General features: G+C 63.4%; 9 protein-coding genes. 6 read left to right on the top strand and 3 right to left on the bottom strand.

Features of this window, described 5'->3' with window-relative positions:
* Positions 1-19: 19 nt before the first annotated feature.
* Positions 20-997: an MDR family oxidoreductase gene (locus tag OP496_RS10405; RefSeq protein WP_280563561.1), complete on the bottom strand. Its 978-nt coding sequence runs from the start codon at positions 995-997 to the stop codon at positions 20-22.
* Positions 998-1,225: 228 nt separating this feature from the next.
* Here OP496_RS10405 and OP496_RS10400 point away from each other — a divergent pair, with 228 nt between their 5' ends.
* From OP496_RS10400 to OP496_RS10375, 6 genes are all read left to right on the top strand, one after another.
* Positions 1,226-1,597: a diacylglycerol kinase gene (locus OP496_RS10400; RefSeq protein WP_280563560.1), complete on the top strand. Its 372-nt coding sequence runs from the start codon at positions 1,226-1,228 to the stop codon at positions 1,595-1,597.
* Between the two features lie 198 nt (positions 1,598-1,795).
* Positions 1,796-1,975, top strand: a complete 180-nt coding sequence (locus OP496_RS10395) for a hypothetical protein (RefSeq protein ID WP_280563559.1) — start codon at positions 1,796-1,798, stop codon at positions 1,973-1,975.
* A 2-nt stretch (positions 1,976-1,977) separates the two neighbouring features.
* Positions 1,978-3,456, top strand: a complete 1,479-nt coding sequence (locus tag OP496_RS10390) for a sodium:solute symporter family protein (RefSeq protein ID WP_280563558.1) — start codon at positions 1,978-1,980, stop codon at positions 3,454-3,456.
* Between the two features lie 101 nt (positions 3,457-3,557).
* Positions 3,558-6,602 carry a bifunctional [glutamate--ammonia ligase]-adenylyl-L-tyrosine phosphorylase/[glutamate--ammonia-ligase] adenylyltransferase gene (gene glnE / locus OP496_RS10385; protein WP_280563557.1) on the top strand — a complete coding sequence of 1,015 codons (3,045 nt, stop codon included), beginning with the start codon at positions 3,558-3,560 and terminating at the stop codon, positions 6,600-6,602.
* A 214-nt stretch (positions 6,603-6,816) separates the two neighbouring features.
* Positions 6,817-8,400, top strand: a complete 1,584-nt coding sequence (locus tag OP496_RS10380) for a peptide MFS transporter (RefSeq protein ID WP_280563556.1) — start codon at positions 6,817-6,819, stop codon at positions 8,398-8,400.
* Between the two features lie 3 nt (positions 8,401-8,403).
* Positions 8,404-10,221 carry an aminopeptidase P family protein gene (locus OP496_RS10375; protein ID WP_280563555.1) on the top strand — a complete coding sequence of 606 codons (1,818 nt, stop codon included), beginning with the start codon at positions 8,404-8,406 and terminating at the stop codon, positions 10,219-10,221.
* A 432-nt stretch (positions 10,222-10,653) separates the two neighbouring features.
* On the opposite strand, the gene OP496_RS10370 is transcribed toward OP496_RS10375, so the two are convergent.
* Both OP496_RS10370 and OP496_RS10365 read right to left on the bottom strand, forming a co-directional pair.
* Entirely contained in the window at positions 10,654-13,512 is a 2,859-nt protein-coding gene (locus tag OP496_RS10370) for a valine--tRNA ligase (RefSeq protein WP_280563554.1), read from the bottom strand.
* A 101-nt stretch (positions 13,513-13,613) separates the two neighbouring features.
* Entirely contained in the window at positions 13,614-14,066 is a 453-nt protein-coding gene (locus OP496_RS10365) for a DNA polymerase III subunit chi (protein ID WP_280563553.1), read from the bottom strand.
* Positions 14,067-14,188: the final 122 nt, after the last annotated feature.

Raw genomic sequence — 14,188 nt, 5'->3', positions numbered from 1 at the left:
GCTGCATTAATCAATTCGTTTAGCGACGCGGGTCGATGAGCACGCGCCCGTGGGTGCGGCCTTCGAGCATGGCCTGGGCCCGATCGGTCACGTCGTCGAGGCCAATTTCCTCGACCTGCATGTGCGAAAGCAAGGCGTTGGGCAGGGCGGCGATGCGTTGCCATGCCGCGCGGCGCCGCTCGAACGAGATATACACGCTGTCCACGCCGAGCAACGACACGCCGCGCAGTATGAAAGGCATCACCGTGGTCGGTAGTGCGGCATCGCCCGCCAGTCCCACGGCGGCGACCTTACCTGAGTAGCGCATTTGTGCCAGGAGACTGGCCAGGACCTGGCCACCGACGGTATCCACGGCGCCTGCCCACTGCGTCGATTCCAGCGGCCGGCCGCGGGCTTCGAAGTCGGCGCGGGGCAGAATGGCGTGGGCACCAAGCGCCTCGAGCCAGTCATTCTGCTCGGGTTTGCCGGTGATGGCGTGAACCTCGAAACCTTCATGGACGAGGATCGACACGGCCCAACTGCCCACGCCACCGCTGGCGCCGGTCACCACGACCGGTCCGTCGCCTGGGCCGAGGCCCGCTTCTTTCAGTCGCATGACACTGAGCATGGCGGTGAGTCCGGCGGTGCCGAAGAGCATTGCCTGGCGCGTGCTCAGCGGTTGCGGGCAGGGCACTAGCCAGTCGGCATCGACGCGCATGGCCTCGGCGAAACCGCCCCAATGACGCTCGCCGACGCCCCAGCCGGTGAGGATTACGCGGTCATCGGCGGCGAAGCGCGTATCCGTGGAATCCGTTACCGTGCCGGCGAAATCGATCCCCGGCACCAATGGATAGTCGCGCACGATCTTGCCCTGGCCGGTGACCGCCATGGCGTCCTTGTAATTGAGGTCGGAATCATCGATCGCGACGCGTACCGCGCGTTGCGGCAACTGGTCTTCATCGAGGGTTTCGAGGCGAGCGCGGGGAGTGTCGTCATGGAGCATGAGTGCACGGGGCATGGAGGACTCCTGCGAATTCGGGTGAGGGCGCTGTGGTGAGCGCGAGAACATTAGCCTAGCGTTGAGTCGTGAGTGTCGACAACGCGACTTTTGCGGGATACCGTCCGTCATTCGCGTGGCGTTGCCTGGAGCTGCCCCTTTGTTACCATTTCAAGTCGCCGTGTGCGTTGCCGTCCTGGCCGTTGCGTGATCGGCCATCGAGAACTCCTTCACTGAGGAAAAAGCGCGATGAAATCCCGCCAGACCGGCTTGCACCATTTGATCAATTCCACGTGCTATTCACTCAAGGGACTGCGAGCCGCGTTTCGCAATGAAACGGCGTTTCGTCAGGAGGTCGGCATCTGCGTGGTACTCTTGCCATTGGCGTGGTGGATCGGTGCCACGCCAGTGGAATGGCTGCTGCTCGTGGGCAGTGGTGCGCTGGTACTGATCGTGGAATTGCTCAACAGCGCCGTGGAAACCGTCGTCGACCGCATCGGTCCCGAGCATCACGAGCTGTCCGGCCGGGCCAAGGACATCGGCTCGGCGGCGGTTATGATCTCGCTGATCATGGCGAGCCTGACTTGGGGGTTGCTGGCCTGGCAGAAGTTCTTCGGCTGAGCCGCAGAGGGTGTTTACAAAAGGGCTGCACTTGACAATACGGCGTTAAAATCGGCTTCAAAATACTCATTTACCCCATGTAAACTCCGTTTTTTCGGCCAATTTTGCCTTGTCTTGCCTTCGTTCGCCTGTTTTGTAAACACCCTCTCACGTGGCGATGCCATATTGGTTACCTTCAACGTCCATATGAGGTTTCCCATGTTGCGACGCGTCGGTTTTGGATTGCTTGGCGTACTGGTGGTGGCTGCCGTGCTTGTCCCCTATACGCTGCTGCGTGATGTTCAGGCCTGGTACGGCAGTATGCTCTTTTGGGGACTGACCGGTCTCGCCGTGCTCGTTCTCAATCTGCTCGTTACCGCCGATTTCAAGGAGAAGTGAGGATGTCGTCGACGCTCGTGTGGACGTCGGTGCTGGTGTATGTCGTCGTCGCCCTGGGCGTGGCATGGCGCTCACGCGAGCGCGGTCCCGGCGGGACGCCCGACATGGCGCACTATTTCCTCGGCGGGCGGCGCATGGGCGGGTTGGTGTCGGCGCTCAGCTACAGCGCGACGACCTACAGCGCTTTCATGATGGTGGGGTTGGCCGGGCTGACCTATGCCGGCGGTGTCGGGGCGCTGGGCTTTGAAACCGTCTACTTCGCTGGTGTCTCGTTGGTGGCAATCTTCGGGCCGCGCTTCTGGGCGGTGGGCAAGGCATTCGGTTTCGTCACCCCCAGTGAGATGCTGGGACACCGCTACGGGAATCGTGGCGTGGCCTTGGCCACGGCGCTGGTCAGCAGCCTGTTCCTGGTCCCTTATGCGGCGGTGCAACTGGCGGGCGTGGGGTATCTGCTGAGCGGGATGACCGACGGTGCCATCGACTTTACCACCGGCGTGGCGGTCGCCACCGTGCTGGCGCTGGTGTTCACCTTCATCGCCGGGATTCGCTCGGTGATGTGGACCGACGCCCTGCAGGCATTGTTGATGATCGTTGCCTCGACGGCCGTGGCGCTGCTGGTAGTGGTCTCGTTGGGCGGCTTCGAGACGCTGTTCGCGACCCTCGCCGATGAGCATCCCGAGGCGCTTACCGTGCCGGGATCGGGCCTGTTCACGCCGGCGACTTTCCTCGGCCTGACGATTCCCTGGTTCTTCTTCAGTCTTTCCAATCCCCAGGTCAGTCAGCGTCTCTTCATGCCGGCCTCGCTCAAGGCCATGCGCCGCATGCTGCTGGGCTTTCTGTGCTTCGGCCTGATCTATACCGCTGTCTCGGTACTGTGGGGCTTTTCGGCGCTGATCGCATTCCCCGACCTGGAGAATTCGGATCTTGCCACGCCGACCCTGCTGGCCTCCACGCACGTACCGCCGTTACTCGGCGTGCTGGTGATGGTCGGCATCCTGGCGGCGGCGGTCTCGACCATCGACTCGATCATGCTGACGCTCTCGTCGATGCTGTCGCGGGACGTCTATGCGGTGGCACGCAAAGGCAGCGACGAACGCCGCCAGCTATGGGTCGGCAAGGCCGTATTGCCGTTGATCGCGCTGTTGGCGCTGGCCTTTGCCGAGTTGCGCCTGGATCTGATTGCGGTGCTTTCGGTTGCCGCCTCGACCGGCCTGGTCGTCACCGTACCGGCGCTTGTCGGCGCCTTTTTCTGGCGTGGCGGCAGTGCGGCGGGCGCCCTGACCAGCATTCTCGGCGGCGGTGTCTGCGTCGTGACGCTGTATATCAGCGGCGCTAAGCCACTGGGCTGGCCGCCGGGCATCTGGGCGCTACCGGTGGCGTGCGTACTGTTCGTGGGCATCAGTTTGCTCAGCACAGCGCCGCGTCAAACTGCCGAGGCGTTCATCGCCGCCGCCGAGCGTGGCTTGCCATGGCGGCGCTGAGGGTCGCCTGCCTGTAGCTTCCAAGCGAGTGGCTCCGCTAAGCTGGGAGATATCACGCTTGCCCCGGCGTTAGGTGCCGGGATGTTCCAGGAGAGTGCATCATGGCCCTGCCCGAAGGATTCCTGCCCGACGCCGATATTCCCGCACCGTTGAATGAGGCGCTGGGCGAGGCCACCGAGCGGCTCGACGATGCGTTGTGCCTGGCCGACCGCGCTGCCCAGGCGAAGCGCTCGACGAGCGATGCGGACGCGGATGCGAATGTTGATGCCGAAGAGACGCCGAGTGCCACCTGGCTGGCGCTCTCGGATGTGCGTCGTGCCGAGCTGGCGCGGGTCGTGGCGCTCTCCGACTTCGCCACTGAGACGCTGGCTCGCGACCCCGACTGGCTACCGGTGCTGGATGCCGAGGGCGAACTGGATGAGTCGCCGCCGCGCGAGGCCTGGGAAGCGGAGCTCGCCGAGCGCCTGGAGGCCGCCGAAGATGAAGCGACCATGCAGGCCGCAGTACGCCGCTTCCGGCGGCTGCGCATGCTGGGCATCGTATGGCGTGACCTATGCCGCGCGCCGCGTGGCCAGGGCGACGAAGCTGGCATGTGGGTCACGGCGCGTGATGTCAGCAGCCTGGCGGAAATCTGCCTCGACGGCGTACTGGGCTGGCTCGAACACTACTATGCGCCGCGCTGGGGACAACCGGCTCTGCGCGCCGACGGTACACCGCAACGCTTGGTGGTGCTGGGCATGGGCAAGCTCGGTGCGGGCGAGCTCAATCTGTCCTCGGACATCGACCTGATCTTCGCCTTCGCCGAGGGGGGTGAGACTGAGGGCGGCCGTCGGACGCTCTCGCATCAGGAATATTTCACCAAGCTGGGCCAGAAGCTCATCGGCGCGTTGGACGCGGTGACCGACGAAGGCATGGCGTTTCGTGTCGACATGCGTTTGCGCCCGCTCGGCGACGGCGGGCCGTTGGTCGGCAACTTCGCCACGCTGGCCAGCTACTATCAGGATCAGGGGCGTGAGTGGGAACGCTACGCCATGCTCAAGGCGCGCCCGGTGGCCGGCGATCTCGAAGCGGGCGCTGAGCTGCTGGCCTCGCTGCGGCCGTTCGTGTATCGCAAGTACCTGGACTTCGGCGCCATCGAATCGTTGCGCGAGATGAAGCGGCTCATCAACCGCGAGGTCAAGCGCAAGGGCATGGCCGACAATATCAAGCTCGGCCCTGGGGGTATCCGCGAGGTGGAGTTCGTGGTCCAGGCGTTCCAGTTGATTCGTGGTGGGCTCGATACCGAGCTTCAACTGACCTCGCTGGCGGCAGCACTACGTTGCCTGACGGATCTGGAGCTTCTGCCGGGTGAGGTGACCGATGCCCTGCGCACCGATTACGCTTTTCTACGCGATCTCGAGCATGCCTTGCAGGCCCAGAAGGACCGCCAGACTCAGACCTTGCCGGACGATAGCCTGGGACGCGAGCGCTTGGCGCTGGCGCTCGATATGGCCGACTGGCCGGCGCTCGTGGCGCGTCTTGACGAGGCGCGAGGGAGGGTGCGTGAGCATTTCGATGCCGTTATCGCGCCGCCCGAGGAGGAAGACGATGAGGAGAACGTCTCCGAGGACGCCTCACACGAGGAATTGGGCGCGCTCTGGCGTGAGGAGCTGACTCTGTCGGAGGCCCGCGAGACGCTGACGACGCTGGGGTTCGAGACGCCCGAGGCTACCTTCAAGCGGCTTGCCGGTTTGCATCGTTCGCGCGCCGTGGCGGCCATGCAACGCATCGGTTTCGAGCGTCTCGATGCCTTGATGCCGCTGCTGCTCGAAGCCGTCGGCGAGAGCCACGCGCCAGATGTCGCGCTCGAACGCGTCTTGCCACTGATCGAGGCGGTGCTGCGGCGCACTGCGTACCTGGCATTGCTGCGCGAGAATCCCGATGCGCTGCGTCATTTAATTCGTCTGTGCGCCGCGAGCCCGTGGATCGCCGAGCAATTGGCGCGCCATCCCGTTCTGCTCGATGAATTGCTGCACCCCGCCACGCTGTATTCGCCCGCCGACAAGGACGAGCTCGCCGATGAGCTGCGCCAGGCCCTGGCGCGCATACCCGAAGACGACGAGGAGGGGCAGCTCGACGCGCTGCGTATCTTCAAGCACGCCCAGGTGCTGCACGTTGCGGCCTCGGATATCGTCGGCGCGCGGCCGCTGATGAAGGTCAGCGATTATCTCACCTTCATCGCCGAAGTGATCCTCGAGCAGGTACTGGCGATGGCCTGGAAGCAGGTGACGCGCAAGTACGGCCGACCCTCGCGCCGCCCCGGTGAGTGCGAGAGCGACGAGGCCAACTTCGCGATCATCGGTTACGGCAAGTTGGGTGGCATCGAATTGGGCTATGGATCGGACCTGGACCTGGTGTTTTTGCACGACGCCGATCCCAAGGGCGCCACCGACGGTGCCAAGGCCCTCGACAATGCGGTCTTCTTCACGCGCCTCGGGCAGCGCGTCATCCATTTGCTGACGGCCATGACGCCCAGCGGCGCGCTGTACGAAGTGGACATGCGCTTGCGTCCCTCGGGCAATGCAGGGCTATTGGTGACGACGCTCGACGCCTTCGCCGACTATCAGCACCAACAAGCCTGGACCTGGGAGCACCAGGCGCTGGTGCGCTCGCGTGCCATTGCCGGCAATGCGGCGTTATGCGAGCGCTTCGAGGCGGTGCGACGTGAGGTGCTGGGTCAGGCGCGCAACCCCGACACACTGCGCGGTGAGGTCGTCGCGATGCGCCGCAAGATGCGTACCCACCTGGGGAGCAGCGATCAGGCCGGACGCCGGGGCACGTTTCATCTCAAGCAGGATCCCGGCGGCATGGTGGATATTGAGTTCCTCTGTCAGTACGCGGTGCTGCGGCTGGGCGATGAAGCGCCGGAAATGCTTGCCTTCAGCGATAACATGCGCATTCTCGAAACGCTGGAGGAAAGTGGCCGGCTTCCCGCCGAGCAGGCCCGCGAGCTGCGCGAGGCGTATCTCACGTATCGCGGCATCAGCCATCGTGCCTCGCTGGCCAAGGCCGGGAGCCAGGTCGAGATCGCCGATATCGACGCTCATCGCCGCCGGGTCCGCGCCATTTGGGCGCAGTGGATGGAGGAAGAGGACGCGTCTCGGTAAGTACCACGAGAAACAAACGGTTACTTTTCGTGCTCATGATAACTCGGTAAATGGTTAGTACGACAAAAGTTGGGGATTGATCATTCGTGTAGAGGTTTTATAGTCCGCCTCCGGCGATGGCCTACGTGCCATCGCCGTTTTGTTTCGCTACCCGCCCACAAGGCGCGGCGAATGTCAGGCACAACCTGAAAGTTCTCAACGAGGCAGATAGTCAATGCGCTCTACCACGGATATAGCATCGCCCCGCTCCCAAGAGGACCGGGGTTTCGCCGGTCACCCGCGTGCGTTGGGGCCGTTATTTTTCACCGAAATGTGGGAGCGTTTTTCCTACTACGGTATTCGCCCGCTGCTCGTGCTGTTCATGGCCGCCACGGTCTTCGAGGGCGGACTGGGCTTCACGCGTGAAACGGCCTCGGCCATCGTCGGTATCTACGCTGGTGCCGTCTATCTGTCGGCCTTGCCCGGCGGCTGGCTGGCGGACAACTGGCTGGGCCAGCGACGCGCGGTCTGGTACGGCTCGGTCCTCATTGCCTTGGGCCATCTTTCGATCGCGTTTTCTGCCGTCTGGGGCGCGACCTGGTTTTTTATCGGGCTGGTATTGATCGTGATCGGCTCGGGACTCTTCAAGTCCTGCATCTCGGTGATGGTGGGCAGCCTTTACGATCAAGGCGACGTACGCCGTGACGGCGGTTTCGCGGTCTTCTATATGGGAATCAACATCGGTGCCTTGCTCGCCCCGCTGTTCACCGGCCTGCTGATGCGCGAATACGGTTGGCACTGGGGATTCGGCATCGGCGGACTAGGTATGTTGGTGGCTTTGCTGATCTTTCGTTTGGCAGCCATTCCCTCCATGCGTCGCGCCGACAGCCTGCGGGGACGCGCCGCCAGTTGGGATGCGCCGTCAGTGCATCGTCGCGGCGTGGGTTATTACGTTGCCGGCTTGGCGATAGCGCTGGCGGGCTTCATCGCCCTGGTGGCAAACGGCGTGATCACCTTGAACGCGGTAGCGATCGCCGAGGCCATGACCACGATCATCATCGTCTGTGCGCTGGGCTACTTCGTCTTTCTGTTCGGCTTTAATGGGCTCGACAAGCAGGAGCGGGCGCGTATTGTCGTATGTTTTATCCTGATCATGGCGGCGGCCTTTTTCTGGGCGTCCTTCGAGCAGCAGCCAACGTCCTATAATCTGTTCGCCCACGACTATACTGACCGCATGTTGTTCGGCTGGGAAGTGCCGGCGGTGTGGTTTCAGTCGTTCAACCCGGTCTTCATCATTCTGCTGGGGCCGGTATTCGGCTGGTTGTGGCCGGCACTCGGCCGCCGTCGCCTGGAGCCAGGCAGCCCGGTGAAGTTCATCCTCGGCCTCTTGTTCGCGGCCGGTGGCTTTGCCTTGATGATGTTCGCGGCGATGCGTGTGGCAGGTGGGATCGATCAGGTCTCGCCGCTGTGGATTACCGCCAGTTTGCTGCTATTGACGATCGGCGAGCTGTGCCTGAGCCCGGTCGGGCTTTCAACCATGAGCGCACTGGCGCCGACCAAGCTGCGCGGTCAATTGATGGGGTTGTGGTTCACGGCCTCGGCGCTGGGGAATCTGGTCGCCGGGTTGATCGGCGGGCATGTGAATGCCGAAGAGTTGGAACAGTTACCAGAGCTATTCGGTCGCTGCGCGGTGGCGCTGGTGCTGTGTGCCATCGTGTTGGCGCTGCTGACACCGTTCATCAAGCGTATGCTGAAGGGCAATCCCACCGTCGATCCCGCCGGTGCTTCGTCTTCTTCCAACGCCACCACCGGAGCCTGAGTCATGTCGCTGAGTGAATCTCCCCAAACGCCCGCCGCCCGTCTGGCCGCACTGCGCGAGATCATGCGTGAACAAGGCATCGATGCTTGGTGGCTGCCATCGTCCGATCCGCATAGCTCCGAATATCTGCCGCATCATTGGCAGGGCCGCGCCTGGTTGTCGGGCTTCGATGGTTCCGTGGGCACGCTGGTGATTACCCAACAGGCGGCTGGGCTGTGGGTGGACAGCCGCTACTGGGTGCAAGCCGAGCAGCAACTGGCTGGTAGCGGCATCGAGTTGATGAAGCTCCAGCCCGGTCAGGCGCAGCGGCCCATGCAGTGGCTCGCCGAACAGCTTCCACAGGGTGCCACGGTGGGCTTCGATGGTGCCGTAGTGGCGGCGGCCAGCGTGCGTCAGATGGAAGCGCATCTGGCGCCGAAAGGAGTTCGCTGGGAAGGCCATCAGGATCTGCTCGATGCCATCTGGCCGGACCGCCCCGCACTGCCAGAGGCGCTGGTGCGTTCTCACCCGAGCGCTTACGTGGATACCTCGCGGCGCGACAAGCTGGCGACCTTGCGCCAGGAAATGGAGGCCCAAGGGACCGATACGCATCTGGTCTCGACCCTCGACGACATCGCCTGGCTGACCAATCTGCGCGGTTCGGATGTCGACTTCAATCCGGTATTCCTGTCGCATCTGATCGTCGAGGCGACGCGTACCACCTTGTTCGTCGCCCCGGGCAAGCTGGATGACGCCGTGATCGGCGAGCTTGCCGACGATGGCATCGATGTCGCCGATTATGCGTTGGTAGCGGAGCGTCTCGCAGGGTTGTCCGACGATACGCGCTTGTTGGTCGATCCGGCGCGGGTCAGCCGGGCGCTGATGGAGGCTGTGCCGGAAGACGTGCACGTCGTCGAGGCCTTTCAGCCGAGCACGCTGGCCAAGAGTCGCAAGAGCGACCGCGACATCGAGCATGTGCGTCACGCCATGGAGGAAGATGGCGCCGCGTTGTGCGCGTTCTTTGCCTGGCTGGAAGACGCGTTGGCCCGCGACGAGACGGTGACCGAGCTGAACGTCGACGAGCGGATCACCGCCGCGCGAGCCGAGCGCGACGGCTTCGTCTCGCGGAGCTTCGCGACCATCGCCGCCTTCAACGCCAACGGCGCGCTGCCGCATTATCACGCCACGTCGGCGGCGCATTCCGTGATCGAGGGCAATGGGTTGCTGCTGATCGACTCGGGCGCTCAGTACCTGGGCGGCACCACCGACATCACCCGTGTGGTGCCGGTGGGTGAGATCGACGCGGCGCACCGGCGCGATTTCACCCAGGTGCTCAAAGGCACCATCGCGCTATCGCGCGCTCAGTTCCCGCGTGGCATTCCGTCGCCGCAGTTGGACGCCATTGCCCGCGCGCCGCTGTGGGCCGCAGGGATCGACTACGGACATGGCACCGGGCACGGTGTGGGCTATTTCCTGAATGTCCACGAGGGACCGCAGGTGATCGCGTGGTACGCGTCGCCGACGCCGCAGTCCGCCATGCAGCCCGGCATGATCACCTCGATCGAGCCCGGCGTCTATCGGCCGGAGCAATGGGGCGTGCGCATCGAGAATCTGGTGGTCAATCGTCCGGCCCAGCCCAGTGATTTTGGCGAGTTCCTGCACTTCGAGACGCTTACCCTGTGCCCCATCGATACCCGCGCCATCGATATTGCGATGCTCGATGACGCGGAAATCGCCTGGCTCAACGCCTACCACGAGGAGGTCCGCCACCGCCTGACGCCCAAGGTCGATGGCGAAGCCCGCGACTGGCTTGAGCAGCGTACGGCGCCCATCGCCCGCTGAATGCTCGCCGCACGTTGAGAAATGCCGGGCCCGTGGCTCGGCATTTCTCTGGCAATAGCCACTGGCGGCCGATACCCGAAAATGGATGCGAGGGGCGTAGCGCAAGTATTGTGCAGGACTATCGCTATCATGCTAACAATTTATTGGTGGCATGAGGCGCATAGTAATAGAGTAATCGCATCTGGTGCTCATCAGATGTTTCATTCTTGCATCGTTTCGCGATGCACCCCTAGTAGTACCCTGCTTCCACCCGCGCTGCCCCCTGGCGCGGGTTTTTTATGTCCGGTCAGCAGGCGGCGACCAAAGGGTGTCATGTCGCTTGGCCATGCGTTTCCCTGACCTGTTGTCCTGACATGAAAACGCCCATGCGGCGTTAACCGCATGGGCGTAATGGCATGTGCCAGCGTTGTGCCGACGTTTCGACAGCGGGGCTTACAGCGCGGCGATCTTGTCGTGTTGCTCGCTGAGATGCTGGCGGCTGGCCTGGGCGTCGGCGAGCTTGCCACGCTCTTTCTCTACGACCTCGGCGGGCGCCTTACTGATGAAGCTTTCGTTGCCGAGCTTCTTCTCGATGCCGCCGATAACCTTGTCCTGCTTGTCGATTTCCTTGGCCAGGCGGGCAAGCTCCACGTCCTTGTCGATCAGCCCCGCCATGGGTACCAGCACTTCCATGTCGCCGACCAGTTGGGTGGCGGCGAGCGGGGTCTGGTCGGGGTCATCGAGCCAGGTGATGCTGTCGAGCTTGGCCAGCTTGGAGAGGAATAGCCGATAGGCTTCCAGGCGCTCGCGGTCAGTTTCTCCGCCCTTGGTGAGCAGTGCTTCCAGCGGCTTGCCGGGGGCGATGTTCATCTCGGCGCGGATATTGCGCACAGCGATGATCACGCCCTTGAGCCACTCGATATCGCGCGTGGCGTTCTCGTCGATGCGGCTCTGTTCGGCCTGCGGCCAGGGTTGGGCCATGATCGAGTCGTCGCCACCGGCATGCGTGCCGGCCAGGGGCGCGACGCGCTGCCAGATCTCCTCGCTGATGAACGGCATCATGGGGTGTGCGAGGCGCATGATGGTTTCCAGCACCCGCACCAGCGTGCGTCGGGTACCACGTTTGGCGGCGGTAGTGGCGTTGTCGTCCCAAAGCACCGGCTTGGAGAGTTCCAGGTACCAGTCGCAGTATTCGTTCCAGACGAAGTCGTAGAGCGCTTGCGAGGCATGGTCTAAACGGAATTCTTCCATCGCACGGGTGACCTGGGCCTCGGTCTGCTGCAGGCGCGAGACGATCCAGCGGTCAGCCAGCGAGAGTTCGACCTCGCCGTTCTGGCCGTCGGCAGAGGCGCCGCAGTCCTCGCCTTCAGCATTCATCAGCACGTAGCGCGACGCGTTCCACAGCTTGTTGCAGAAGTTGCGATAGCCGTCCAGGCGGCCCATGTCGAACTTGATGTCGCGCCCGGTGGTGGCCTGCGAGAGGAAGGTGAAACGTAGCGCATCGGTGCCGTGGGGCTCGATACCTTCGGGGAATTCGTCACGGGTGGCCTTGGCGATGGCCTTGGCTTTCTGCGGCTGCATCATGTTGCCGGTGCGCTTGTCGATCAGCGCATCCAGGTCGATGCCGTCGATCAGGTCGATGGGGTCGAGCACGTTGCCCTTCGACTTGGACATCTTCTGGCCTTGGGCGTCGCGCACCAGGCCATGCACGTAGATCTTCTTGAAGGGCACCTCGTCGGTGAACTTCAGTGTCATCATGATCATCCGCGCGACCCAGAAGAAGATGATGTCGAAGCCAGTGACCAGCACGCTGGAGGGATGGAAGGTCTCGAGCTCCGGGGTCTGTTCCGGCCAGCCCTGGGTAACGAAGGTCCACAGGCCTGCACTGAACCAGGTATCGAGGACGTCTTCGTCCTGAGTCAGCGCCACGTCGGCGGCGAGGCCGTACTTGTCGCGGGCTTCCTCGGCGCTACGTGCGACGAGGACGTTGCCCTCAACGTCGTACCAGGCCGGAATGCGGTGTCCCCACCATAGCTGGCGCGAAATGCACCAATCTTGCAGGTCGCGCATCCAGGCGAAGTACATGTTCTCGTAGTTCTTGGGCACGAACTCGATGTCGCCGTTCTCCACCGCGGCGATGGCCGGCTTGGCCAACTGCTCGACCGCCACGAACCACTGATCGGTCAATAGCGGCTCGATGACGTCGCCGGAGCGGTCGCCATAGGGCAGGGTGTTGTTGACGGTTTCGATCTGCGCCAGCAGCTCGGCGGCCTGTATGTCGTCGATAATGGCCTGGCGCGCCGCGAAACGGTCGAGCCCGACGTAGGCAGACGGCAAGGCGGTGTCGATGTCGGCGAGCGGGCGGCCCTGGATATCGAAGGCCTCGGCACTGGGCAGGATGCTGGCATCCGGGGTGAAGACGTTGATCAGCGGTAGATCCTGGCGCCGGCCGACTTCGTAGTCGTTGAAGTCGTGCGCGGGAGTGATCTTCACGCAGCCCGAGCCCTTGTCCATGTCGGCATGCTCGTCGGCGACGATGGGGATGCGGCGCCCGACCAGCGGAAGCTCGACGAACTTGCCGATCAGCGAGGCATAGCGCGGATCCTCGGGATTGACGGCCACGCCGGTGTCGCCGAGCAGCGTCTCGGGGCGTGTAGTGGCGACGACGAGATGGTCCTGGCCATCATCGGTGGTCACGCCATCGGCGAGAGGATAGCGGAAATGCCAGAACTGGCCTTGTTGATCCTTGTTCTCGACTTCCAGGTCGGAGATCGCGGTGTGCAGCGTGGGATCCCAGTTGACCAGGCGTTTGCCGCGATAGATCAGCCCCTCGTCGAAGAGCCGCACGAAGACTTCCTGCACCGCCTTGTAGAAGCCGTCGTCCATGGTGAAGCGCTCGCGCGACCAGTCGACGCTGGCGCCCATGCGGCGCAGCTGCCGGGTGATATGGCCGCCGGATTCCTGCTTCCATTCCCAGATTTTGTCGGTGAAGGCCTCACGCCCCAGTTCGTGGCGGCTCTTGCCGTCTTCTGCCGCGACCTTGCGTTCCACCAGCATCTGCGTGGCGATGCCGGCGTGGTCGGTGCCTACCTGCCAGAGCGTGTTGTATTGCTGCATGCGCCGCCAGCGGATCAGGGTATCCATGATGGTGTCCTGAAAGGCGTGGCCCATGTGCAGGCTGCCAGTCACGTTGGGCGGCGGAATCATGATCGAGTAGGGCTCGCCCTGGCCGGCAGGCGCGAAACGGTTGGCGTCTTCCCAGCGCTGGTACCAGCGGGTTTCGATCTGATCGGGTTGGTAGGTCTTGTCCATGGGCGTCGGTCGGCTCTTGAAATACGGTCAGCACGGCGCATGGCCGTGGCGAAAATGCCGACAAGTATAACCCCGCAAGCGGGGTGACGTCATGGCGCGGCTTAGCTCGCAGCGTTGTGTGAGGTGCCGGTGAGGTCGTTGGCTTTGACGGGGTAGCCGCGCTTCTTGTAGGTCTGCCAGCAGGCGCGCTTGGCGGTTAGTACATCCTGATGCTGATTGATGATCTCGGCGACGCGCTCGAAACGCGAGAACCACTCGGGGATCTCGGGATGCAGGTTGAGCATCGCTTCGACGCCGGGCGCCGGAGGCGTGTCCCAGCCCAACGTGACGGGCGGCTGCGGCTCGACCTCGTCGGCCAGCACCGCATGGGGCAGGTAGCTTTCGGGCTTGAAGGTCCACAGCCGATCATCGAGATCTCGCGCCATGGCTTCATCCTCGGTGTGGATATGCAGCCGATAGCCCTTGCGATGAATGGTCTCCGCCAGCCGGCACGCGAAGTCCAACCGCGCGCCGAGCGTGGTATCGGGCAAGATGTAGAAATCGACTTGGGTCATGGGCCCCGCCCCGGATGCGCCGGGAGAAGTAAGAAGTAAGAGAGAAGAGGGAAGATACGTGCGTCTTCTTGCTTCAAGGAGCGTAGCGACGCACTTCCCTCTTCAAGCTGCGTAGCAGCGTA

The sequence above is a fragment of the Chromohalobacter sp. 48-RD10 genome, from assembly GCF_029889785.1.
GTDB lineage: Bacteria > Pseudomonadota > Gammaproteobacteria > Pseudomonadales > Halomonadaceae > Chromohalobacter.
The sequence above is the reverse complement of the archived record's forward strand: the minus strand, read 5'-3'. Positions and strand labels throughout refer to the sequence as shown.